General features: G+C 38.4%; 27 protein-coding genes, 2 pseudogenes and 1 riboswitch. Of the genes and pseudogenes, 14 read left to right on the top strand and 15 right to left on the bottom strand.

All coding sequences use genetic code 11. The features are described from left to right. From ACYQ35_RS04705 to ACYQ35_RS04685, 5 genes and pseudogenes are all read left to right on the top strand, one after another. Positions 1-629, top strand: a pseudogene (locus ACYQ35_RS04705) (MSCRAMM family protein); the annotation flags it as partial. A 1,289-nt stretch (positions 630-1,918) separates the two neighbouring features. Further along, a complete protein-coding gene (locus ACYQ35_RS04700) occupies positions 1,919-2,716 on the top strand; it encodes a C40 family peptidase (protein ID WP_459830781.1) in 798 nt (265 codons plus the stop codon). Positions 2,717-2,733: 17 nt separating this feature from the next. Next, positions 2,734-3,645, top strand: a complete 912-nt coding sequence (locus ACYQ35_RS04695; RefSeq protein WP_008787623.1) for a conjugal transfer protein — start codon at positions 2,734-2,736, stop codon at positions 3,643-3,645. Between the two features lie 100 nt (positions 3,646-3,745). Beyond that, positions 3,746-3,949 carry a helix-turn-helix transcriptional regulator gene (locus ACYQ35_RS04690; protein ID WP_008787624.1) on the top strand — a complete coding sequence of 68 codons (204 nt, stop codon included), beginning with the start codon at positions 3,746-3,748 and terminating at the stop codon, positions 3,947-3,949. After that, a complete protein-coding gene (locus tag ACYQ35_RS04685) occupies positions 3,946-4,362 on the top strand; it encodes a hypothetical protein (RefSeq protein ID WP_008787625.1) in 417 nt (138 codons plus the stop codon). The genes ACYQ35_RS04690 and ACYQ35_RS04685 overlap by 4 nt, the downstream gene beginning before the upstream one ends. 177 nt (positions 4,363-4,539) lie before the next feature. Here the strand turns inward: ACYQ35_RS04685 and ACYQ35_RS04680 are convergent, their stop codons facing one another. The 5 genes and pseudogenes from ACYQ35_RS04680 to ACYQ35_RS04660 form a co-directional block, all read right to left on the bottom strand. After that, entirely contained in the window at positions 4,540-4,824 is a 285-nt protein-coding gene (locus ACYQ35_RS04680) for a topoisomerase C-terminal repeat-containing protein (protein WP_002326770.1), read from the bottom strand. Positions 4,825-4,969: 145 nt separating this feature from the next. Next, entirely contained in the window at positions 4,970-5,707 is a 738-nt protein-coding gene (erm(B), locus tag ACYQ35_RS04675) for a 23S rRNA (adenine(2058)-N(6))-methyltransferase Erm(B) (RefSeq protein WP_001038792.1), read from the bottom strand. Positions 5,708-5,831: 124 nt separating this feature from the next. Continuing rightward, entirely contained in the window at positions 5,832-5,915 is an 84-nt protein-coding gene (locus ACYQ35_RS04670; RefSeq protein ID WP_001814874.1) for a 23S rRNA methyltransferase attenuation leader peptide, read from the bottom strand. A 48-nt stretch (positions 5,916-5,963) separates the two neighbouring features. Then, positions 5,964-6,133 (bottom strand): annotated as a pseudogene (locus tag ACYQ35_RS04665) (MLS leader peptide). Between the two features lie 205 nt (positions 6,134-6,338). Next, positions 6,339-6,623 (bottom strand): topoisomerase C-terminal repeat-containing protein, encoded by a 285-nt coding sequence (locus tag ACYQ35_RS04660; protein ID WP_008787627.1) that lies wholly within the window; start codon positions 6,621-6,623, stop codon positions 6,339-6,341. On the opposite strand from ACYQ35_RS04660, the gene ACYQ35_RS04655 reads away from it, so the two are divergent. From ACYQ35_RS04655 to ACYQ35_RS04630, 6 genes are all read left to right on the top strand, one after another. After that, the gene (locus ACYQ35_RS04655) at positions 6,598-7,023 is read left to right on the top strand and encodes a hypothetical protein (RefSeq protein ID WP_008787628.1); all 426 of its coding nucleotides are present in this window, start codon (positions 6,598-6,600) and stop codon (positions 7,021-7,023) included. The two genes, ACYQ35_RS04660 and ACYQ35_RS04655, sit on opposite strands and share 26 nt — an antisense overlap. Positions 7,024-7,054: 31 nt before the next feature. Further along, on the top strand, positions 7,055-7,279 hold the full coding sequence (locus ACYQ35_RS04650; RefSeq protein ID WP_008787629.1) for a hypothetical protein: 225 nt from the start codon (positions 7,055-7,057) through the stop codon (positions 7,277-7,279). Positions 7,280-7,558: 279 nt separating this feature from the next. Further along, positions 7,559-7,987, top strand: a complete 429-nt coding sequence (locus ACYQ35_RS04645; protein ID WP_008787630.1) for an RNA polymerase sigma factor — start codon at positions 7,559-7,561, stop codon at positions 7,985-7,987. Then, the gene (locus ACYQ35_RS04640) at positions 7,980-8,219 is read left to right on the top strand and encodes a helix-turn-helix domain-containing protein (protein ID WP_025487352.1); all 240 of its coding nucleotides are present in this window, start codon (positions 7,980-7,982) and stop codon (positions 8,217-8,219) included. Before ACYQ35_RS04645 ends, ACYQ35_RS04640 begins: the two co-directional genes overlap by 8 nt. 374 nt (positions 8,220-8,593) lie before the next feature. Further along, positions 8,594-8,797, top strand: a complete 204-nt coding sequence (locus ACYQ35_RS04635; RefSeq protein ID WP_004613735.1) for an excisionase — start codon at positions 8,594-8,596, stop codon at positions 8,795-8,797. A gap of 77 nt (positions 8,798-8,874) precedes the next feature. Further along, positions 8,875-10,065, top strand: a complete 1,191-nt coding sequence (locus tag ACYQ35_RS04630; RefSeq protein ID WP_009271880.1) for a site-specific integrase — start codon at positions 8,875-8,877, stop codon at positions 10,063-10,065. A 154-nt stretch (positions 10,066-10,219) separates the two neighbouring features. Here the strand turns inward: ACYQ35_RS04630 and ACYQ35_RS04625 are convergent, their stop codons facing one another. Together ACYQ35_RS04625 and ACYQ35_RS04620 are read right to left on the bottom strand one after the other, a co-directional pair. Then, positions 10,220-11,575, bottom strand: a complete 1,356-nt coding sequence (locus ACYQ35_RS04625) for an MATE family efflux transporter (RefSeq protein ID WP_459830762.1) — start codon at positions 11,573-11,575, stop codon at positions 10,220-10,222. Further along, on the bottom strand, positions 11,562-12,020 hold the full coding sequence (locus ACYQ35_RS04620) for a MarR family winged helix-turn-helix transcriptional regulator (protein ID WP_009757432.1): 459 nt from the start codon (positions 12,018-12,020) through the stop codon (positions 11,562-11,564). The genes ACYQ35_RS04625 and ACYQ35_RS04620 overlap by 14 nt, the downstream gene beginning before the upstream one ends. Positions 12,021-12,218: 198 nt before the next feature. On the opposite strand from ACYQ35_RS04620, the gene ACYQ35_RS04615 reads away from it, so the two are divergent. Beyond that, positions 12,219-12,641 carry an Hsp20/alpha crystallin family protein gene (locus tag ACYQ35_RS04615; RefSeq protein ID WP_009757433.1) on the top strand — a complete coding sequence of 141 codons (423 nt, stop codon included), beginning with the start codon at positions 12,219-12,221 and terminating at the stop codon, positions 12,639-12,641. Between the two features lie 51 nt (positions 12,642-12,692). On the opposite strand, the gene ACYQ35_RS04610 is transcribed toward ACYQ35_RS04615, so the two are convergent. Genes ACYQ35_RS04610 through nadA form a run of 4 tightly spaced genes read right to left on the bottom strand, consistent with a single transcriptional unit; the run spans position 12,693 to position 16,253 of the window. Continuing rightward, positions 12,693-13,289: a 3H domain-containing protein gene (locus ACYQ35_RS04610; RefSeq protein ID WP_459830758.1), complete on the bottom strand. Its 597-nt coding sequence runs from the start codon at positions 13,287-13,289 to the stop codon at positions 12,693-12,695. Positions 13,290-13,302: 13 nt separating this feature from the next. After that, positions 13,303-14,157: a carboxylating nicotinate-nucleotide diphosphorylase gene (nadC, locus tag ACYQ35_RS04605; protein WP_459830756.1), complete on the bottom strand. Its 855-nt coding sequence runs from the start codon at positions 14,155-14,157 to the stop codon at positions 13,303-13,305. Positions 14,158-14,168: 11 nt separating this feature from the next. Beyond that, positions 14,169-15,332, bottom strand: a complete 1,164-nt coding sequence (locus ACYQ35_RS04600; RefSeq protein ID WP_009757436.1) for an L-aspartate oxidase — start codon at positions 15,330-15,332, stop codon at positions 14,169-14,171. 15 nt (positions 15,333-15,347) lie between these two features. Further along, on the bottom strand, positions 15,348-16,253 hold the full coding sequence (nadA, locus tag ACYQ35_RS04595) for a quinolinate synthase NadA (protein WP_009757437.1): 906 nt from the start codon (positions 16,251-16,253) through the stop codon (positions 15,348-15,350). A 167-nt stretch (positions 16,254-16,420) separates the two neighbouring features. Beyond that, positions 16,421-16,521, top strand: a riboswitch (TPP riboswitch). Between the two features lie 37 nt (positions 16,522-16,558). Here nadA and ACYQ35_RS04590 point away from each other — a divergent pair. Beyond that, entirely contained in the window at positions 16,559-17,224 is a 666-nt protein-coding gene (locus ACYQ35_RS04590; RefSeq protein WP_009757438.1) for an energy-coupled thiamine transporter ThiT, read from the top strand. Positions 17,225-17,340: 116 nt separating this feature from the next. Here the strand turns inward: ACYQ35_RS04590 and ACYQ35_RS04585 are convergent, their stop codons facing one another. The 3 genes from ACYQ35_RS04585 to ACYQ35_RS04575 are packed head-to-tail and all read right to left on the bottom strand — an operon-like array spanning position 17,341 to position 19,661. Beyond that, positions 17,341-18,915 carry an ABC1 kinase family protein gene (locus ACYQ35_RS04585; RefSeq protein WP_459830753.1) on the bottom strand — a complete coding sequence of 525 codons (1,575 nt, stop codon included), beginning with the start codon at positions 18,913-18,915 and terminating at the stop codon, positions 17,341-17,343. A 13-nt stretch (positions 18,916-18,928) separates the two neighbouring features. After that, the gene (locus ACYQ35_RS04580; RefSeq protein WP_009757442.1) at positions 18,929-19,255 is read right to left on the bottom strand and encodes a phasin family protein; all 327 of its coding nucleotides are present in this window, start codon (positions 19,253-19,255) and stop codon (positions 18,929-18,931) included. A 34-nt stretch (positions 19,256-19,289) separates the two neighbouring features. After that, positions 19,290-19,661: a diacylglycerol kinase family protein gene (locus tag ACYQ35_RS04575; RefSeq protein ID WP_009757443.1), complete on the bottom strand. Its 372-nt coding sequence runs from the start codon at positions 19,659-19,661 to the stop codon at positions 19,290-19,292. A gap of 491 nt (positions 19,662-20,152) precedes the next feature. On the opposite strand from ACYQ35_RS04575, the gene ACYQ35_RS04570 reads away from it, so the two are divergent. Continuing rightward, a complete protein-coding gene (locus ACYQ35_RS04570) occupies positions 20,153-20,998 on the top strand; it encodes a MerR family transcriptional regulator (RefSeq protein ID WP_459830749.1) in 846 nt (281 codons plus the stop codon). 337 nt (positions 20,999-21,335) lie between these two features. On the opposite strand, the gene ppdK is transcribed toward ACYQ35_RS04570, so the two are convergent. Then, on the bottom strand, positions 21,336-23,960 hold the full coding sequence (ppdK, locus tag ACYQ35_RS04565) for a pyruvate, phosphate dikinase (RefSeq protein WP_459830746.1): 2,625 nt from the start codon (positions 23,958-23,960) through the stop codon (positions 21,336-21,338). Positions 23,961-23,989: the final 29 nt, after the last annotated feature.

The following is a 23,989-nucleotide window of genomic DNA, read 5'->3' as shown; positions in this document are numbered from 1 at the left end:
CTTACCATTTAAGACGGCTTGTAGTCTGGCAGGGATTGAGCATACATCTTGGATGGCAAGGTGATAACGTGCGAGTTGCTTATGAGGAAAGTCCAAAGGCTACGCAGGACGAAGTTTTCTCTGGTGCAAGAGCCTTTGTCAAAGAAAATAAAGGACGCTATGAATGTGGCGGTTATATCTACTCTGGCGAGGGGCAGGAATTGGGGCAATTCTGGGCGAAATTAAATGTTGGAAATGCGAAACTGCAAAAGGTTTCCAGTAATACCAGCATTACAGACGGTAACGGGAATTACTCTATTGCAGGTGCGACCTATGGTGTCTTTTCTGATAAGGACTGTACGAAACAGCTTGCCACCCTTACGACTGATGAAAACGGAAATACAGATGTTGTAGAGGTAAAAGCTGGCACAGTCTATATCAAGGAATTATCCGCACCAGCAGGATATAAAGTAGATAAAACTGTATATTCCTTAAAGGTTGAAGCTGGAAAGACAGCAACTTTGAAAGTATCTGATACACCAAAGGTAACGGACACTTTGATTGAACTTTTCAAGATTGATATGGAAACACAGAAAGACAATCCGCAGGGGAACGCTTCTCTAGCAGGTGCGGAATTTACATGGAAGTATTCCGAAGATTTACTATCAAATGGAAAAAGGACTGCTTCATATCCGCTGTGAAATCACATTAGGAAAATATCAAGACCAGCTTTTACGGTTAGAGGATAAACTGGAAAGTGCATGACAGTTTCCGACAGCTTATCGCACAGTCCCGTGAGGGAAAAATTCATGCGTTGCAGATTGCAACGGAAAGCTCAATACGAAGTATGCAGGAGCAGTCAAAGAAGCTGGTTACGGGGAAATTAAAGGAAGTTGCCTGCCAGAAGATAGACGAACAGACCGAAGCGTTAGTATCAATGATTGGGGACAATCAAGTGGACTACCGCTTTTTTCTTGGCTTTAAGCTCATGGTTACGGAAGAACAGCTCAATCTGAAGAACATCAAAAAATCGGCGTGGCTGACATTCAAGGAATTTCTCCATGAAGTGAACCACACGCTGATGAATGACTTTGTTTCCATGCCGAATGATGAAATCAACCGTTATATGAAAATGGAAAAGTTGCTGGAAAATAAAATCTCCCGTCGCTTTAAGGTGCGTCGCTTGGAAATCCATGATTTTGGGTATCTCATGGAACATCTTTACGGCAGGGACGGTATCGCCTATGAAGATTATGAGTACCAGCTACCAAAGAAGAAATTACAGAAAGAAACGCTGATAAAATACTACGACCTTATCCGTCCGACAAGGTGTGTGATTGAGGAAAGCCAGCGGTATTTGCGATTGGAACATGAGGACAGGGAAAGCTATGTGTCCTACTTTACCGTCAATGCGATTGTTGGCGAGCTTGATTTTCCGTCGTCTGAAATCTTCTATTTCCAGCAACAGCAATTCACATTCCCCGTTGATACTTCTATGAATGTAGAAATCGTGGAGAACCGTAAAGCATTAACAACCGTCCGCAACAAGAAAAAGGAATTGAAAGACCTTGACAATCACGCTTATCAAGCAGGAAGTGAAACAAGCTCAAATGTGGTGGACGCATTAGACAGCGTGGATGAGCTGGAAACGGACTTAGACCAGACAAAAGAAAGTATGTATAAGCTCTCTTATGTAGTGCGTGTATCGGCTGATGATTTGGACGAATTAAAACGCCGTTGTGATGAAGTCAAAGATTTTTACGACGACCTCAATGTAAAGCTGGTGCGTCCTGCTGGGGATATGCTGGGGCTTCATTCTGAATTTCTTCCTGCCAGCAAGCGATATATCAATGACTACGTGCAGTATGTAAAATCAGATTTCTTGGCAGGTCTTGGTTTTGGTGCGACCCAGCAGTTAGGGGAAACTACGGGTATCTATATGGGCTATTCCGTTGATATCATTCAAGTAGAAAGTGGCGGTACGGCAGAAGATGTTATGCAGAGTTCAGAAAGTCTTGGTTTACCGCCCAACTCTTTAGATACGGAAAGCTCAATCAAGCAGGGGTGTAAGTATTTTGCGTCCCTGCTTTCTTCCTGTAAAAATCAAGGTATCGACGATTTGAATGTAGCGATACAGTCCTATAACTATGGCGGTGGTTATGTGGGATATGTGGCAGGAAAAGGAAAGAAACACACCTTTAACCTTGCAGAGAGCTTCGCCCGTGAGAAATCGGGTGGAAAGAAAGTAACCTACACCAACCCGATAGCCGTTGCGAAGAACGGGGGTTGGCGGTATCAGTATGGCAATCAATTTTACGTCGAATTAGTCAATCAGTATTTAACTGTTCCGCAGGTATCGGGAGAGCTGGCACAAAAGGTCATGAATGAAGCGTTAAAATATCAAGGCTGGAAATATGTGTATGGCGGTAGCAATCCCAACACTTCTTTTGACTGTTCGGGACTGACGCAATGGTGCTATGGAAAAGCTGGTATCTCCTTACCGAGAACCGCACAAGCACAGTATGACGCAACCCAACATCTTCCACTTTCGCAGGCAAAGGCTGGGGACTTGGTATTTTTCCATTCTACCTATAACGCTGGAAGTTATGTAACACACGTCGGTATTCTTGTTTCGCCGACACAGATGTACCACGCAGGCGACCCGATAGGATATGCAGACCTAAGTAGTAGTTACTGGCAACAGCACTTAATCGGTGCAGGACGAGTAAAACAATAGAAAGTGAGGATTTCATCATGTTTAGAAAGAATAAGAAACAGACAGAAACTATCAAAGAACCCAAAGAAAAAAAGGTGCGTACTTTCAAGGTAGGCACACATAAAAAATCCGTGATTGCATTGTGGGTGGTGCTTATCGCAAGCGTGAGCTTTGGGGCGTATAAGAATTTTACGGCTATCGACCAGCACACGACCCATGAAAAAGAAATCATAGAGCTTCGCTTGCAGGACACCAACGGGATAGAAAATTTTGTGAAGAACTTTGCAAAGCCCTACTACACATGGAGTAACAGCAAAGAAGCGATTGAAGCAAGGACGCAGGCAATCAGCGGTTATCTGACAAAGGAATTGCAGGACTTGAATGTGGATACCATTAGAACCGATATACCGACCAGCTCCACAGTTACAGATGTGATTGTATGGAGTATTGAACAGTCGGGAACGGACACTTTTTCTGCTACCTACGAAGTGGATCAGCAGATAAAAGAGGGAGAACAGACAAGCAATGTGAAAGCAACCTATACCGTAAAAGTCCATGTAGACGCTGACGGGGATATGGTAATCGTTCAGAACCCTACCCTTGCACCAGCAATCGAGAAATCAGATTATGAGCCTAAGACACCAGAAGCAAATGCAAGTGTAGACGCTGATACCGTCAATGACGCTACTGCATTTCTTGAAACATTCTTTAAGCTGTACCCGACAGCCACAGAAAAAGAGCTTGCCTACTATGTATCGGGAAATGTGCTTGAGCCTATCGGCAGGGACTACATTTATGCTGAACTGGTAAACCCTATCTTTACAAAGGACGGGGACAATGTGAAAGTCAAAGTTGCTGTGAAATTCCTTGATAATCAGACAAAGGCTACACAAATATCGCAGTATGAACTTGTGCTACATAAGGATAGCAACTGGAAGATTGTAGGATAATAAAATATGGAAAGTTTGCTTGACATTCTTTACTTGCAGGAGTATCATAAGATTAGAAAAGGAAAGCAAACTTTCCATTTGTTCAAGAAAGGGGTATGTTGTGAAAAATCGTTTAGAAGAATTACGAAAACAAAGAGGTATTAAACAAGAAGATTTAGCGACTGCTCTTGAAGTATCTCGTCAAACAATAGGCTCTTTAGAAAATGGACGCTACAATCCCTCTATTATCTTAGCTTTTAAAATTGCAAGGTACTTTCAAATGAGTATTGAAGAAATATTTATTTATGAGGAGGAAAGCAAATGAAACATAAGATACAAAAAGTTGAATTATTTATCGGTGTAATAATCTTTTTAGGTGGTTTACTAACTTATGGTTTAGGCGTACACCAACTATTGCCCGTACCTCGTCCAGATTTGGTTGTCTATGGTACAACGCTTATTGGAATAATATTGATTTTTATGGGTTGTGATATATTCAGTAAGCCAACAAAAGAAATGCAAATATTAGAAAATGATGAAAGAAATATCGCAATTACTAATGCTTCTCTTGCGAATGCTTATAAAGTAACACTTACATTATTGGTTCTTGTATTATTTGCTCTTGTCTTTATGGGATATATGAGTAAAGTTGTGTTTTTTTCGATAGCAGGAGTTATTGCTATCGGACAAATTACATGGGTTATAACAGCTCGTTATTTAGATAAAAATACGTCTTAATTCTTCAAGTATTTTTAGTTTTTCCTTCTCCATAACTACGCCCCATTCTTTTTTTGTATAGTAATATTGTATCATTAAGAATCACAAATCACAAGTGATTTGTGATTAATCACTTGTGATTTGTGATAAGTGATTTGTGATTAATATATAAAAGCCCTCTTTAAAGGGCTTTTATGTTTATTTTGAAAAAGAGATAAAATCAATATATCCCTTTTCCCCAATTTTTACAACGGCATTGTAGGGCTTTTTCTCTTTGTTTTTGATTCCTTTTACCAGGGTTTCTTTTCCCTCCAGTAATTCTTTTACATTCGTTTTGGTTAGTTTTTTCTTTCTAAAATGTTCAGCTAAAGTAAACTTACATTCAGGATAATTTGAACAACCATAAAACGATTTTTTTAATACAATATTGTTGCCACACTTAGGACATTTTCCTACAAGGGGTCCCGAGCGCTTAGTGGGAATTTGTACCCCTTATCGATACAAATTCCCCGTAGGCGCTAGGGACCTCTTTAGCTTCTTGGAAGCTGTCAGTAGTATATCTAATAATTTATCTCCATTCCCTTTAGTAACGTGTAACTTTCCAAATTTAAAAAAGCGACTCATAGAATTATTTCCTCCCGTTAAATAATAGATAACTATTAAAAATAGACAATACTTGCTCATAAGTAACGGTACTTAAATTGTTTACTTTGGCGTGTTTCATTGCTTGATGAAACTGATTTTTAGTAAACAGTTGACGATATTCTCGATTGACCCATTTTGAAACAAAGTACGTATATAGCTTCCAATATTTATCTGGAACATCTGTGGTATGGCGGGTAAGTTTTATTAAGACACTGTTTACTTTTGGTTTAGGATGAAAGCATTCCGCTGGCAGCTTAAGCAATTGCTGAATCGAGACTTGAGTGTGCAAGAGCAACCCTAGTGTTCGGTGAATATCCAAGGTACGCTTGTAGAATCCTTCTTCAACAATCAGATAGATGTCAGACGCATGGCTTTCAAAAACCACTTTTTTAATAATTTGTGTGCTTAAATGGTAAGGAATACTCCCAACAATTTTATACCTCTGTTTGTTAGGGAATTGAAACTGTAGAATATCTTGGTGAATTAAAGTGACACGAATGTTCAGTTTTAATTTTTCTGACGATAAGTTGAATAGATGACTGTCTAATTCAATAGACGTTACCTGTTTACTTATTTTAGCCAGTTTCGTCGTTAAATGCCCTTTACCTGTTCCAATTTCGTAAACGGTATCGGTTTCTTTTAAATTCAATTGTTTTATTATTTGGTTGAGTACTTTTTCACTCGTTAAAAAGTTTTGAGAATATTTTATATTTTTGTTCATGTAATCACTCCTGAAGTGATTACATCTGTAAATAAATACAGAAGTTAAACGATTTGTTTGTAATTTTAGTTATCTGTTTAAAAAGTCATAAGATTAGTCACTGGTAGGAATTAATCTAACGTATTTATTTATCTGCGTAATCACTGTTTTTAGTCTGTTTCAAAACAGTAGATGTTTTATCTACATTACGCATTTGGAATACCAACATGACGAATCCCTCCTTCTTAATTACAAATTTTTAGCATCTAATTTAACTTCAATTCCTATTATACACAAAATTTTAAGATACTGCAATATCAACACACTCTTAAGTTTGCTTCTAAGTCTTATTTCCATAACTTCTTTTACGTTTCCGCCATTCTTTGCTGTTTCGATTTTTATGATATGGTGCAAGTCAGCACGAACACGAACCGTCTTATCTCCCATTATATCTTTTTTTGCACTGATTGGTGTATCATTTCGTTTTTCTTTTTGTGCGCCTAAATTTCCCACAATCACTCACTTCTTTCTATTTCTTCTTATTCTTATTTTATCATCAACAATCACAAATCACTTGTGATTTGTGATAAGTGATTTGTGATAAGTGATTTGTGATTAATATATAAAAGCCCTCTTTAAAGGGCTTTTATGTTTATTTTGAGAAAGATATAAAATCAATATATCCCTTTTCCCCAATTTTTACAACGGCATTGTAGGGCTTTTTCTCTTTGTTTTTGATTCCTTTTACCAGGGTTTCTTTTCCCTCCAGTAATTCTTTTACATTCGTTTTGGTTAGTTTTTTCTTTCTAAAATGTTCAGCTAAAGTAAACTTACATTCAGGATAATTTGAACAACCATAAAACGATTTTTTTAATACAGAAAATGTAGTCTTTTGAAAGGTGGAATTAACAATGAAGAAAAAATTATCATTTATCATTGAGATTATTATAGGTATAATCTTTATATGTTTTGGATATTTCGTTATTGATACTGATTATTACGCTACACTTTTTTACGCAATGGGGTTCGGTTTAGCTTTTGCTTCTGGTGTTCAATTATTGAAAATTTGTTATTATGAAATGCCAAAAAATAAAGAAAAATTACAAAATATAAATAGAGAAAATCACATCAATAATGTTGATGAAAGAAAAATATTTTTAAGAATGAAAGCTGGTTCTTTAGTATATCAGTTAATGACTTTCGTGTACTTGTTTGTTGCTTTTGTACTTGCGTTACTTCATATTGAAGCATGGATTATAGGCATTATATTTGGTTTATTCCTACTGCAAACATTTTTAGGGATTATTCTATATAAGCATTTTGAAAAACATTTCTAAAACATTCAGTAAATTGTGACGAGGTAATACTATGATAGGACTTAAAAAACGAGATATTAAAAAAGCATTGAAAGCTGGTGCAAAAGCTGGCGGTGTGTCATTAGCTGATGTTCGAGCTGATATTGAAGCGACGATTGATGAAGCTATGAACAGCACCGACCCAGAAGTGCAGGAGAATTTCAGAAAGTATTTTGGAAATAAACGCCCTACTCCAGAAGAATATATTTACAAGATTACAAAAAAGACAAAAGTTTAATAGAAATCAAGTGCTGTAAGGGGGCTTGTGTCATGGAAAGTTTTAAGCATAATCTTATACGGTCATACACTACCTAACAGCATTTTATTAACAACTGAATATCTCACAGCTTTAATAGCTCGTACAGACTATATGTTTTGTGCGGGCTTTTTTTGTACCCGAAAAAATTTTTTCATTTTTTTTCAAAATCATGCAACAAATCACACCTTGCTGTACAGATATGGTGCGGAAAGAGGGATAAACACTTTTCACGTCATAACGGAAAGGGGGTGTGATGATATGAAACCGTCGGACTTCCAAAAGACAATACAATGTCAATTTGACTGCAAGCTCAAACGTGTAGTGAAAGGCATTGTCCGTAATTATCGCAAAGAATTAAAGCGACGAAGAAATAAGGAAATTTCCTATTGTGAACTTCCAGAAATCGTCGTAGAAAAGCTGGCAGTCTGGGACGAATACGAAAGCGATTATACCGCCTTTGATGTATGTGGTATTGAGGTTCGTGTCCTTGATGATGATTTAGCAGAAGCGATTAAGTATCTGTCTGAAAAAGACAGAGAAATCTTGTTGATGTATTTCTTCTTAGGCATGAGCGATACAGAAATCGGCGACAGATTAAAGATTAACCGTTCAACGTCGTTCCGCAGTAGGAAGAACTCACTTGAAGAAATCAAGAAAAAATTAAAGGAGAACATGAATGATGAATAACACACGCCCGTCATTTTACCTTATTTCGTCGGCTGTGGACGGCAACGTAAATGCGATTGAAAAGATACTGGCGTTGTATGACCCGTACATATCAAAATGTTGTTTGCGTCCGTTCTACGACAAATATGGTAATGTCTGCATAGTCGTAGACATGGAATTAAAAGGACGTATCAGAGAAGCACTTATCAAAATGATTTTGGACTTTGATATTCCTTTAGAAACCGAAGAATAACAAGCAGTAACCGCAGAGCATGATTTGTTCAATCCCCTCTTTCCTGCTCTGCCCCTGCTTTTACATGAAAGCAACACGCTTTCGCCACAGCTCTTTGACAACTGAATAAAGCAGACAGATACGTTTGTGAGATAGCGAGCCACGGGGACTGTACGCCACGACCTTTTCAAAAGAAAGCGAGCGACCCACGCAGTGATCCGAGAGCGACTGTTGGAAAAGTCGTTTTGCCACGACCTATCCTCACAGAATAATGATACGTCCGCATGGTGCGGTTCTGCCCACAAGAATGGGAATAGTTGAGATACTAACGGAGCTTTCCAAAGCCGTCTGCCTGCTTGTAAAAAATGACACACAGTAAAGGGGGTGCATAGATTATGAACAATACTGATGTGCCTATCTGGGAAAAATATACGCTGACGATTGAAGAAGCGTCCAAATACTTCCGCATTGGCGAAAAGAAATTGCGTAAATTAGCCGAAGAAAATATTGACGCTGGCTGGGTTATCGTGAACGGTAACCGTATTCAGATTAAGCGAAAACAATTTGAAAAAATCATAGATACATTGGACGAAATCTAATGTCATTGAGCCGTAGATATGGTATAATAAATATAGCGTATCACGGCTCATTCCATGACGGAAAGGAGCTTTACACTATGTCTAATGTAAAACGAAAAGACGGTAAAAATCGCAATTTGCGTAATGGAGAGAGCCAGCGAAAAGACGGAAGATACGTTTATAAATATACCGATATATACGGAAAGCCACAATTTGTCTATTCTTGGAAACTTGTACCGACAGACAAGACACCTGCTGGAAAGCGTGATGATATATCGTTGAGGGAAAAAGAAGCACAGATAAAAAAAGACCTTAACGACGGTATCGACACAGTCGGCGGTAAAATGACAGTCTGCCAGCTCTACGACAAGAAGAACAGCCAAAGAAAGAACATCAAAAGGGCTACTGAAAAAGGACGACAGTATCTTATGAACGCTCTGAAAAACGACCCGTTGGGTATGAGGGCGATTGATACTGTGAAGCAATCGGACGCTAAAGAATGGGCTATCAGAATGAGTGAAAAAGGATATGCCTATAAAACGATTGATAACTATAAGCGTTCCTTGAAAGCGTCATTTTACATGGCGATACAAGACGACTGTATCAGAAAGAACCCGTTTGAATTTAAGCTAAGTGATGTTCTGGAAGATGATACGGAGCAGAAAGTTATCCTTACACCAGAGCAGGAAGAACGCCTGCTTGCCTTTATGGAAAAGGACAAGATTTACAGCAAGTATTATGATGAGGTTGTGCTTCTGCTGGAAACGGGACTTCGTATTTCTGAATTTTGCGGACTGACGACGCATATTGATATGCAGAACAGAATACTCAATATAGACCACCAGCTATTGAAAGATAGCGAAATAGGCTACTATATTGAAACACCAAAGACCAAAAACGGAAAACGGGAACTTCCATTGACAGAACGGGCTTATCAAGCAATCCAAAGAATACTAAAGAGCAGAGGAAAAGCACAACCGCTGATTGTAGGTGGTTACAGCAATTTCCTATTCTTAAACCGTGAGGGCTTGCCTAAAGTTGCAGGAAACTATGAGGGTATGGTGCGAGGATTGATTAAGAAATATAACAAGTATCACACGGATAAGTTACCGAACATCACACCACATTCATTCAGGCATACTTATTGTACGAATATGGCAAATAGAGGAATGAACCCTAACACCCTGCAATATCTCATGGGACACGCTAACATAACCATGACACTTGGTTATTACGCACACGGTACATTTCAATCTGCAAAAGCAGAGCTGGAAAGACTGGCTTGTTAATATCGGAGCGTATATTTACTACTCATTTACTACTTTTGGTTGCATTTTCATGCTGGTAAATGCCAGCTTATGCAAAGTATCTTCCGAAAAGAAAATACCGATAAAGCCCTAAAATACGGGATATATCGGCATTTACCAACTTATGAAAAGATAATCAGAAATTTAGTAAGTTTTTAAATTGAAATACAAATAAAATTACGGTAAAGGTAACTGCCAAAATATCTGCTATCGGTTCAGCCATATAAACCGCTATCGTTTTATCTGCCGTGAAAATATGCGGCATAATATAAATCAGCGGAATCAGTAAAATAAATTTTCTCATTACCGCAACTAAAATAGATGCTTTTGCATTTCCAAGTGAATTAAACGTCATCTGACACGCCATTTGAACACCGAAAATGAATAAGACTCCCATATAAACACGAAGCGCCGTACTTGTAAAGTTGAGTAATGCTGCATCAGATGTAAACATTTTTGCAAACATTTGCGGGAATAACATAACCAGTCCCCACAACAATACGGCATAACCAAAACTTGCCTGCAGCAACAATTTATATGCTGATTTTACACGCTTTTTGTTTTTTGCTCCATAGTTGTAACTGATAATCGGCTGCGCTCCCTGTCCGAGTCCCTGAAGCGGAAGCATTGCAAACTGCATAACACTTGTTAAAATCGTCATCGCACCTACTGCAATATCGCCACCATATTTTAATAAGGAAGAGTTAAAGCATACAGAGATTACACTTTCGCTTGCCTGCATAATAAAAACGGCAAGTCCCAATGCCAAACTTGGAAGAATAATTTTCCTCTCCCATTTCATATAACCTCTTTTTATTTTTAACTGCGTTTTCTTTCCAAATAAGAAACACAGTACCCATATACAGGATAATGCCTGTGAGATAACGGTTGCAAGCGCCGCTCCCTTTACTCCCAAATTGAAACCAAAAATAAAAATCGGGTCCAATATAATATTAGAAACCGCTCCGATTAAAACGGAAAGCATTCCCGTTTTTGCAAATCCCTGCGCAGTGATAAACGCATTCATGCCTAATGTCAGTTGCACGAAAATTGTACCGACAGCATAGATGTTCATGTAACTTACACCGTATTCAATCGTATTTTCACTTGCACCGAACGCCATTAGAAACTGCCTGTTAAATACTAAAAGTATTGTCGTCAGTAAAATGGAAATAACAATCTGTAAAGAAAAACAGTTACCCAATGTTTTCTCCGCAGATTCCTTATCTCCTTTTCCCATGAAAATAGTTGCTCTCGGAGCGCCACCATTACTGATCAGTGCTGCAAATGCCGCAACAATCATAATTAACGGCATACATACACCCACACCGGTCAAAGCCAATGCCCCTACATCTTTAATATGTCCGATATAAATTCTGTCTACAATATTATAAAGCATATTAATAATCTGTGCTGCCACTGTTGGAAGCGCTAATTTTAATAGTAACTTTCCAACCGGCTCTGTTCCAAGAAAATCTTTATTCTGCTCCATTTTTCTCTTTCCTTTCCAATCCTTCAAAAACATTTTCCAGTATCTTTCCATTTAATTGAAAATACAGTTTTTTCTCTTCTTCCGAAAATCCAAGAAAAATCTTCTCATCATATTTTTTCCGCGCTTTGTCGATTCCCCGAACAATGTCCTTCGCCTGTTCCGTAATTTGAAGATGTATTTTTCTCCTGTCATCTTTGTCGCAGATACGCTGTAATAACCTTTTCTGAATAAGAGATTCTACCCCCTGTGACACATTTCCTTTCGGAAGCATGCGCCAGTATGCAATCTCTCCCACCGTATCCTTTCCGGGATTGTTATGAAGAAATCCCATGATTGTCACTTCTATTTGAGAAAGTTCATACTCTTTTCTCACAGTTTCCAAACATTTATCATTTAATTTGCCCAACCCGCGGATTAGCAAGAGTATGTCCGTCGCACGCTGCATAACAGTCTCCTCCCTTAATAGTTCTTTTTAGAATTGTTCTTTTTAGAACTTTATTCATGTTTCATTATATACTTTCTTTCATTTTTGTCAACTTGGATTCTTTTATTTTTTTGAAATTAGTGTTGACATTATCATCGCCATGTGTTATACAATATATAGAACAAATAAAACAATGTATTTTTCAAGGAGGTATGACCTATGTTATTAGCAAACAGAAATTATGATTTATTTGACGAAATGTTTAAAGACCCATTCTTTACTCGTCCTTTTGAGAATGCCTCTTCACAGATTATGAAGACCGATATTCATGAACAAGATGGTAATTATTTAATAGAAATGGAACTTCCGGGATTTGCCAGAGAAGACATTAAGGCTGATTTGAAAAACGGTTATCTGACAATCACCGCTGAGAAAAACCAGACAAACGAAGAAAAAGACGCAAAGGGAAACTGTATCCGTAAAGAACGTTATACCGGAAGTTGCAACAGAAGTTTTTATGTGGGAGAACAGGTAGCGCAAGAAGATATTAAAGCCGCTTTTAAAGACGGTATTCTTCGTTTACAGGTGCCGAAAGATACACCGAAAGCAATTGAAGAACCACGACTGATTACAATCGAATAAATTTCTCTATCAAAAAAGGCGGATTCCCCGCCTTTTTTGATTACTGCGATTTTATTTTAGTTTTAAATCTGATTGTAATGCAAAACAATTTCTCCCTACAGACCGGGAAACATTAATTCCATCTTCTTTTTCCCCATACTCCGTTTGAATTAGAAATCCTTTTCGCTTCAACTCTTTTTCCACCATCTCCAAAGTTTCCCTGCTGTCCGCACTCACTTTATGATAGTGATAACCGGAAGTAATATTTTTCAGCGGACTTGACTTTCCGCTGCGTATTTCTTCCATAAATTCCTTTATCTTTCTTCTCGAATTAATCTGAAGATTCGCTTCCATATGCCCATATACTTTATGATTTATCATTACATTTTCAATGCAGCCGCCATTATCAACAACTGCACACAGTTCTTCCTCCAACTGTTCATCTGTATGACGCACTTTAAATATTTTACTTATCGACTTTGGAGCGTTCAAAATATATCCTTTGTTTGTGGAAATAATATCATATCCCATCGCACGAATCAACGCTATATCCTGTACAATTACCTGCCTGCTCACGTCATATGCCGCTGCAAGTTTTTTCCCCGAAACTGCCGTTGTACTGTTTTGTATCTGACTGATAATTTCTTCTCTTCTCTCTGAACCTGTCATTATTTTCTCCTCACTAAGAAACTGCATGAAGATTTTTTAAGGAAATGTCTAAAATTGGTGCTGAATGTGTCAACGCCCCACTGGAGATATAGTCAACCCCTATAGAAGTCAGACGCCCGATATTCTCCTTTGTCACATTTCCCGAACACTCTGTCTCCGCTCTTCCGTCTATAATACGCACTGCCTCTTCCATTTCTTCCGGAGACATATTATCCAACATGATAATGTCTGCTCCCGCTTCCACCGCTTCTTTTACCATCTCAATACTTTCTACTTCCACCTCGATTTTTCTTACGAACGGAGCATACTCTTTCGCCATTTCAATCGCTTTTGTCACACTTCCCGCTGCCCCGATATGATTATCTTTTAAAAGCACTCCGTCAGACAGGTTGTAGCGGTGATTGTATCCCCCGCCTACGCGCACGGCATATTTTTCAAAAATTCTCATATTTGGTGTTGTTTTTCTTGTATCCAATAGTTTTGTCTTCGTTCCCTCCAAAAGAGCCGATACGGAATTCGTATAAGTTGCAATACCGCTCATTCTCTGCAAATAGTTTAATGCAACCCTCTCTCCCGAAAGAAGTACGCGAATGTCCCCTGTCACTTTTCCCATCAACTGTCCGTTTTTCACCTTATCACCGTCTTTACAGTACAATTCTACCTTTACATTTTCGTCTAACAGATGAAAAACCCTTTCAAATACTTCCAGCCCGGCAATCACACCGTCCTCTTTGCATAACAAATCAACTTCACCCATAACCGCTTCTTTCATCACGGAATTTGTCGTCACGTCCTCACTTGAAATATCCTCGCAAAGCGCCTCCCGAATCAATTTATCTGCCTGTAAATTCATTGTAATTGTATTCATTTTCTTTTCTCCTATACTGCTTCTCTCTCTATTTTCTTTGCCGCTCTCTTGGCAAACACAACACTTTCCAACAGGGAATTGCTTGCCAGGCGGTTCTTTCCATGTACACCGTTACAACTTGTCTCTCCCACCGCATATAAATTCGGCATAGATGTGCGGCTGTCGCCGTCCACCCAGATACCTCCCATAAAATAATGCTGTGCCGGAACTACCGGAATACACTCTTTCGTCACATCGTATCCCTCGTCGAGACATTTCTGATAAATGTTTGGAAAATGGTTTAAAATCGTTTCTTTCGGAATATGCTCCATAGAAAGCCACACATACTCTGTGCCGTCCTTCTCCATCTGATTTTGAATTGCCTTTGCCACCACGTCTCTTGGAAGTAATTCATCGACAAATCTTTCCTTGCTTTTATTATATAACACTGCACCTTCCCCGCGCACGGATTCCGAAATCAAAAATCTTCTTCCCTCTTTTTTAGAATACAGTGTTGTCGGGTGTATCTGCACATAGTCTAAATGTTCCAGCCGTATACCGTGTTTTTTTGAAATATCAATGGCGTCCCCTGTTAAATGAGGGAAATTTGTGGAATGTTTATAGTTTCCTCCAATCCCTCCCGTTGCCAAAATCGTATTTTTCGCATAGATCCGCAACTCTTCTTCTTCTCTTTTCGCCTCTATTCCAATACATTTTCCATTTTCTTCTATGATGTCCGTCATTGTTGTATATTCATATATTGTTACATTTTCAAGTTGCTTTACCTGCGCAAGCAGTTTACTTGTAATTTCTTTTCCCGTAACATCTTCATGATATAAAATGCGTGGTTTTGAGTGGGCTCCCTCTCTCGTGTAAGCAAAGTCCCCGTCTCTCTTTTCAAATTCTACACCATAACCCACCAAATCTTCAATAACTTCCCGTGAATTACGAATCATAATGTCTACAGACTCTTTTCTGTTTTCATAATGGCCCGCTCTCATTGTATCTTCAAAAAAACTATCATAATCTTTTTCATTTCTAAGAACGCATATGCCGCCCTGTGCTAAAAATGAATCATTGCTCTCCATATCCGCTTTTGTAATCATAATAATTTTTTTCTTTTTTGATAAATTCAAAGCGGAAAATAATCCCGCAACGCCTGTACCGACGATGACCGTATCCGCATTTAATTCCATTTCTCTTTCCTCCCACTATTTCGCAAGTTCTAACATACGTTCCAACGCTTTTTGAGATTCCTCCCTAAGTGTTTCCTCTACCTGTACTTCATTTTCCCCTGTTTCAAGAACATGCGCAATTTTTTCCAACGTAATCTGTTTCATATCACGACAAACAGGCTCCGTCTTTGTAAAATAAAATTTTTTATCCGGATTCTGCTTTTCCAACTCGTACCGAACACCGTTTTCCGTACAGATAATAAATTCTTTACAATCACTTTTTCCGACATATGAAATAATTCCCGATGTACTTCCGATATAGTCCGATAAATCACAGATAGCTTTCGGGCATTCCGGGTGTGTTAATATCTGTGCATTCGGGTGCAGTTCTTTTTCTTCCCTCACTTCCTCCAGACGAATCTGTTCATGAATCGGGCAGTATCCCTCATTGAAAACAAACTGTTTTTCGGGTACCTGCTCTGCCACATAGCGTGCAAGATTTCTGTCCGGAATAAAGAAAATATATTTATTCGGCAGCGCTTTTACAATTTTTACCGCATTTGCAGACGTTACGCACACATCGGAATGTTGTTTTAATTCTCCCGTAGAGTTAATGTAGCATACCACTGCCAAATCATCGTATGTATCACGCATTCTTTGAATGGTTTCCACATCAGCCATATGTGCCATAGCGCAATCTGCAGACATATCCGGCATCAAAACCGTCTTTTTCGGATTTAAAATTTTTGCACTCTCCCCCATAAAGGATACACCGCAAAATACAATTGTCTGCTCTTTCAGTCCGACGGCAACTTTGCTCAGATAAAAAGAATCCCCTATGTAATCCGCTATTTCCTGTACCTCATCTGACACATAATAATGTGCCAAAATAACTGCATCTTTTTCCTCTTTTAACTTTTTGATCTTTTCAATAATATCCATTTTTTCCTCTCCCTTGTTAAACTTCTCCCATTATAGCACTGTACTTTACAAGTGACAAGACACCTGTTATACAAAAAACCTTTTTATATCCCATGTTTTTTAATCATATTGCGCAATATTGACACAATTCCATTTGCGTGATATATTTGAACAGAAAAATATTTAAGAAGAACAAGAAGGGGAGCCGCAAGGCTGAGAGGAAGATTATGCTTCGACCCTTATACCTGATTTGGATAATGCCAACGTAGGAATCTTTTGGGACTTCTTTACCTATTCTTGTTCTCCGTCAAAAAGGAGGAATTTTTATGTTTCAGTTACTCGTTAATCAGGACGGCGGTTTAACAACCACAGGCTATGCCGTCACTATCATCGTCGCTATCCTTGTTCTGGTAGCAGCATTCATTTTTGCCGGAAAGGCTTCAGACAGAAAGAAAATCAGCACAAAGCAATTAGTTTACTGTGCGATGGCTCTTGCGCTTGGATTTGTTACGTCTTATATCAAAATATTTGAACTGCCTTTCGGTGGAGCCGTAACTGCCTGCAGTATGTTGTTTATTGTATTAATCGGTTATTGGTACGGAGCAAAGACAGGCATTCTTATCGGATTTGTTTACGGTATTATGCAGTTTTTACAAGGACCTTATGTCCTTTCATTTTTCCAGGTATGCTGCGATTATCTGCTTGCTTTTGCCGCACTTGGTCTTGCCGGATTTTTTGTTCACAAAAAGAACGGTTTAGTTAAAGGATATATCGTTGCCATTCTCGGACGTGGCGCTTTCCATGTTCTCGGCGGATATTTATATTGGATGGACTATATGCCTAAAAACTTCCCGAAAAGTTTAGCGGCTCTCTATCCGTTCATTTATAATTATGGGTTCATTTTGGCAGAAGGATTAATCACAATCCTCATTCTTTCCATTCCTGCTGTTAAGAAAGCATTGGAACAGGTGAAGAGAAACGCTTTATCATAAATATGAACATAAAAAATACAAGTTTCGAAAATTCGAAACTTGTATTTTTATGTTATTTTATCTCCTATGCTTCACTTTTTTTCTTTGACATAACATCAAAGGCAACTGCTGCAAATTTACTTTCTTGAAAAAATATGTTTTAAAAATACATACATTACAATGGCAAAAGCAATCAAATATCCGAATGCTCCAAGTGCCGGAATTCCCCAAACCTTTGGTTTCATGTCCGTCGTACAGATAATGCTGGAACTAATCAGAAGCGCCATCACCCAAAGCCCCATTACAACATTTCTTACAAGTCTCCGCAAAAGTCTCTCCAGTTCCGCAGATGCGTGTAAATCCAGATTAATCTTTGTCTGACCTTTCAAATATCCCTGTAAAATATCCGAAATCAGAGACGGAATATTCATTGCCTTATGAAAAGACCGGTAAATTGTCTTTCCACTGTTTTTTAATTCTTGTTTCCAGTCTTTTTCTTTTAACAATTTTCCCGCCATATGTCTGGAGGCAATCTCTACCATATTTAACTCCGGTGCAATGTCCGCAATCACTCCCTCCATATGAGTCAGCCCTCTCGCAAGCATCGTCAATCCATGAGGCATAATAATTTTATTCTCTTTCATCACTTCCATGAGACTCATCGTCACTTTTGCAATATCAATATTTCCCATTTCTGCATTTCCATACTGCGAAAGCAAATTACCGATGCCTTCATACAGACAACTCTGGTCCGGTGCCTCCTTAAAATCTCCAAGTGCCATCACCGCATCTTGAATCATACCGATGTCACTCATGGCAATTCCCTCTATTGCCTTTCCTATCAGTTCACGATCCCGCTCCGTTAGGCGTCCCATCATTCCCATATCAATCCAAATAATCTTTCCGCCCCGAATCTTTACATTGCCCGGGTGTGGGTCTGCATGAAAAAATCCATCTTCCATCACCTGCTTAATATAATGGTCAACCAATTTAACTCCTACTTCTTCCAAATCATACCCATCTGCCAAAAGATTCTCTTTATCATCGACGGCATAACCTTCAATATATTCCATAACCAACACATAGTGATTCGTATACTCATGGTATAATTTAGGAACACCAACAAAAGCAATATCCTTATTTCTTCGGGCAAATTCTTCCAGATTAGCCGCTTCAGTCAGGAAATTCATCTCTTCTCTCGTGACAGCCCACAACTCCTCCAGCACCATATCCAAATCCACCATACCTTTTAAACTGACCGGCGGAAGTAATTTCACCGCACGATGTAAGAGCCCTATATCTCTTGCCATCTTATCGTAAATTCCTTTTCGCTGCACTTTCACAACGACTTCTTCACCTGTCTTTAGAAGCGCCTTATGCACCTGCGCAATCGAGGCTGAGCCAAGTGGTTTTTCATCAATCTTCTCAAAAATTTCTCTCCACGGACAGCCATATGCTCCCTGCAATACCTCCTCCACCTCCGCAAACAACATCGGCGGCACTTCCGAGCGAAGCCGCATCAACTCGTCACAATATCGTTTCGGCAAAATGTCAGAATGCATGGACATAATTTGTCCTAACTTAATAAATGTTGGTCCAAGATCTTCCAAAATCAAACGTAATTTTTCCGGAGATACGCCTCTCTTAATATTGTGTTTTCGAAGCACCTCCGTCATTTCTTTCAATCTTTCCTTGTATTCCTGCCGATTCATCTCTTACATCTTCCTATTCTGCCTGTCCATTATCCGACTGTACTTTCTCCATTGAATGAAGTCTTTCTTTCAAAGTTGCAATCTGTTCCGGTGTCATTTTTTCTAAAAGTTCATCTAATTCTTCCGGTGATGATGGTTTCACTGAAACATTCACATTTTCCTTAACTGTCTTTTTAATATTGTGTTTTAATTCCTCATTCAGCACCTTGCCCTGCTCTACTGTGAGTTCTCCTTTCTCCACCATATCTTCCAATAATTCTTTTGATTTTTCTGCCGTTGTTGCCACTGCGCCAATACCTGCCAATAATAATTTTTTTATGTTTTCTCCGAACCCTTCCATAGTGATAACTCCTTTCTCTTTGCAATCTAATTACCTATATGAGTGCTAAAATTTTAGGGACAAAAATTAAAATTCCCACCCCCGCTGCCATAATTGCTGCAACCAAAACAGCACCTGCTGCCGTATCCTTGGCAAGTTTTGCAAGTGGTTTTCTCTCTTCCGTAACCAAATCCACCACCGCTTCAATTGCAGTATTGACAAGTTCCAGTGAAAGAATCAGTCCGAATAAAATCAGGCACATACACCATTCAACTACTGAAATTCTCACCAAAAATCCTGCTGCCACGACACATAGTATTGCCAAACAATGAATTTTCATGTTCCTTTCTTTCCTGATTCCGGTAAAAATTCCTTCAAAAGCATATCCAAAACTTTTATATAATGGACTTTTCTTTTCCCTCTTCATACCTTCACCTTCTTGTCCCAGATTTTCTTTTATTATACTACAAAAACAATTTTTATCACTATTTTTTAGTTATTTTTCATATTTTTTTTATTTTCACAAAAAACTCTTGATTTTTATAAATTTCTGTATAAAAACGCACAGACCTTACCTTATGACTTCTCTTCTTAATAACTGAATATCAAGTGTAATCGTGCAATATGATTAAATGTATCATCATCAAAACACTTAACAACATCTATCTTCTCCCGCATGCTATCTGCCTGTTCGGTACGAGCATTTTTTATATCATTCAAAGAAAAATCTAATAATTTCAAAGATATAATTTGATGAAGTATAACTAAATTGATATGCTCCCTATCCACTTTTCTGGGTATGAAGAAAAAATTTAGAAATATGGAAAATGGTGTGATTTTTGAAAAATACTTGACTGTAAACCTTGTTTATAGCTTATTCTTAAAATAAAATAGAGCTGCTTGAAAGGGGTGCATAGCATGACTATAAAAGAAGTAGAAGAACGAACAAGCCTGTCTCGTTCTAATATTCGTTTTTACGAAAAGGAAAAACTCATTGAGCCTTCAAGAAATGAAAGTAACGGTTATAGAGATTATTCTGAAAATGATGTGGAAAATATAAAGAAGATTGCATATCTGCGTACACTGGGAATTTCTATTGAGGATATACGAAGTATTATATCTGAGAAAGTAACATTGCAGGAAATAATTGAGAAACAGAATGAAGTATTAAAGAATCAGATTACTGATTTGAACAAGGCGAAACTCATGTGTGAAAAAATGCTGGAGGAAAAAAGTATTAGTTATGAAAAATTACAGGTAGAACAATATGTAACAGAATTGCAGGATTATTGGAAAGATAATCAAACTGTTTTCAAACTAGATTCGGTCAGTTTTTTGTATATATGGGGAAGTATGCTTACTTGGACAACTATTACCGCATTATGCTTGATTATTGGGGTTTTGTCTTATTCTAAGTTGCCGACAGAAATTCCGGTACAATGGAGTAATGGAGTGGCAACATCTTTAGTAAATAAAAACTGGATTTTTATTTATCCGGTTATATGTATTATAATCCGCTATCTACTGAAACCTTTTATCTATGCGAAATTACAAATGAACAATTATTATGGAGAAATTATAACAGAGTATTTGACAAATTATATGTGTTTTATTGTGTTGTCAACAGAAATTTTCTCAATACTTTTTACTTTCGGAGTGGTAAAAAATATTGTTATGCTGTTATTTGTGAACACGGTAGTTTTTATTGGATTGTTAGTAGTTGGTTTAACTAAAATGGATTTGAGAGGAAAAGGGGGTTTATGATTCAGATTTCAAATTTAACTAAAGAATATGGTAAAACGGTTATTTTTTCGAACTTAAACTATACATTTGAACCAAGTTTTTTTAATGAGTTGACGATATATGAAAAGATAGCCGCATTGCCAAGCTACGTTAAGGCAACCTCCATAATCGCTTGATTACCGCCGCTTGTAAATGCCCGTCCATATGGATAGTAACATTAGTTCATTCTTAAAATATTTTCATAGCATCTAATAGAAGTTATACCGAAAAAATGACGAAAAACCCCTTACGCTTTCATTGCGTAAGGGGTTCTGTTATTGAAACTAATGAAGTTTCTGCACCTGTTATCTATGGTGTATTACTTGTTATTGATAGCAGCCTGTGCAGCAGCTAATCTTGCGATTGGCACACGGAATGGTGAGCAAGATACATAGTCTAAGCCAATTTTGTGGCAGAATTCTACAGAACTTGGATCTCCACCGTGTTCTCCACAGATACCTACGTGAAGGTTTGGATTAACTGGTTTTCCTAATTTAATAGCAGTTTCCATTAATGTACCTACACCTGTCTGGTCTAATTTAGCAAATGGATCGTTCTCGAAGATTTTTGCATCATAGTAAGCATCTAAGAACTTACCAGCATCATCACGAGAGAAACCATATGTCATCTGTGTTAAGTCGTTTGTACCGAAGCAGAAGAAGTCTGCCTGTTTTGCAATCTCATCAGCTGTAAGAGCAGCTCTTGGGATTTCAATCATAGTACCAACTTCGTATGCAAGTTCAACACCTGCAGCAGCGATTTCAGCATCTGCTGTTGCTACTACCATATCTTTAACATATTTTAATTCTTTAGCATCACATGATAATGGAATCATGATTTCCGGTTTTACTGTCCAGTCGCTGTGTGCTTTCTGAACGTTGATAGCAGCACGGATAACTGCTCTTGTCTGCATTTTAGCAATTTCAGGATAAGTTACAGCAAGACGAAGTCCTCTGTGTCCCATCATTGGGTTGAATTCATGTAAAGAATCGATGATTGCTTTAATCTGTTCAACTGTTTTACCCTGAGTATCTGCAAGTTTCTTAATATCTTCTTCAGTTGTTGGTACGAACTCGTGAAGAGGTGGATCTAAGAAACGGATTGTAACTGGGTGTCCTTCTAATGCTTCGTATAATGCTTCGAAGTCTCCCTGCTGCTCTGGAAGGATTTTTTCAAGAGCTGCTTCTCTTTCTTCTAATGTTTCAGAACAAATCATTTCACGGAAAGCATCAATTCTGTTTCCTTCAAAGAACATATGCTCTGTACGGCAAAGACCGATACCTTCTGCACCAAGTTCACGTGCTTTTCTAGCATCTGCTGGTGTATCTGCATTTGTTCTAACTTTTAATGTTCTGTATTTGTCAGCCCAACCCATGATTCTTCCGAATTCACCAGCGATTGTAGCGTCTACTGTTGGAATAATTCCATCGTAGATGTTACCTGTTGAACCGTCAAGAGAGATAGAATCTCCTTCATGGTATTCTTTTCCGGCTAATGTAAATTTCTTATTTGCTTCGTCCATTGTGATGTCACCACAACCAGATACACAGCAAGTACCCATACCACGAGCAACTACGGCAGCGTGAGATGTCATACCACCACGTACTGTTAAGATACCCTGAGCGGCTTTCATACCTTCGATATCTTCCGGTGATGTTTCAAGACGTACAAGAACAACTTTTTCTCCTCTTGCAGCCCATTCTTTAGCGTCTTCTGCTGTAAATACGATTTTACCGCAAGCAGCTCCCGGAGATGCTCCAAGTGCTTTTGCAACCGGTGCAGCAGCTTTTAATGCAGCAGCATCAAACTGTGGGTGAAGTAATGTATCTAAGTTACGAGGATCGATCATAGCAACCGCTTTTTCCTCTGTAATCATTCCTTCATCTACTAAATCACAAGCAATTTTTAAAGCAGCCTGTGCTGTTCTTTTACCGTTACGTGTCTGTAACATGTAAAGTTTTTTATCTTCAATTGTGAATTCCATGTCCTGCATGTCTCTGTAATGATCTTCCAATGTATTACAGATTCCTACGAACTGTTCGTAAACTTCAGGCATAACTTCTTTTAACTGATCAATTTTCTGTGGTGTACGAACACCGGCAACAACGTCTTCACCCTGAGCGTTCATTAAGAATTCACCCATTAAGTGTTTTTCACCTGTAGCTGGGTCACGAGTAAATGCAACACCTGTTCCTGATGTTTCACCCATGTTACCGAATGCCATCATCTGTACGTTAACAGCTGTTCCCCAAGAATATGGGATATCGTTATCACGACGGTAAACATTAGCACGAGGGTTGTCCCAAGAACGGAATACGGCTTTTACTGCTCCCATTAACTGTTCTTTTGGATCAATCGGGAATTCTTCACCGATTTTTTCTTTATATTCTGCTTTGAACTGGTTAGCAAGAACTTCTAAGTCTTCTGCTGTAAGGTCTACGTCCTGAGTAATACCTTTTTCTTCTTTCATCTTGTCGATAAGTTCTTCAAAGTATTTTTTACCTACTTCCATAACTACATCAGAGTACATCTGAATGAATCTTCTGTAGCAGTCCCAAGCCCAACGTGGATTTCCTGATTTTTCTGCTAATACTTTAACAACTTCTTCATTTAAACCAAGGTTTAAGATAGTATCCATCATACCTGGCATAGATGCTCTTGCTCCTGAACGAACAGATACAAGAAGTGGATTTTCTTTATCTCCAAATTTCTTTCCAGTAACTTCTTCCATTTTTACGATTGCGTCCATGATCTGTTCCATGATCTCATCGTTGATTTTTCTTCCGTCCTCATAGTACTGAGTACAAGCATCTGTTGTAATTGTGAACCCTTGTGGTACAGGAAGACCTAATTTAGTCATCTCAGCAAGGTTAGCACCTTTACCACCAAGAGTGTTTCTCATGGTTGCGTCACCTTCGGTGAACATATAAACCCATTTTGCCATGTCTTTACGACCTCCTACATAATATTTTT

The organism is Faecalimonas hominis, assembly GCF_054660755.1.
The sequence above is the reverse complement of the archived record's forward strand: the minus strand, read 5'-3'. Positions and strand labels throughout refer to the sequence as shown.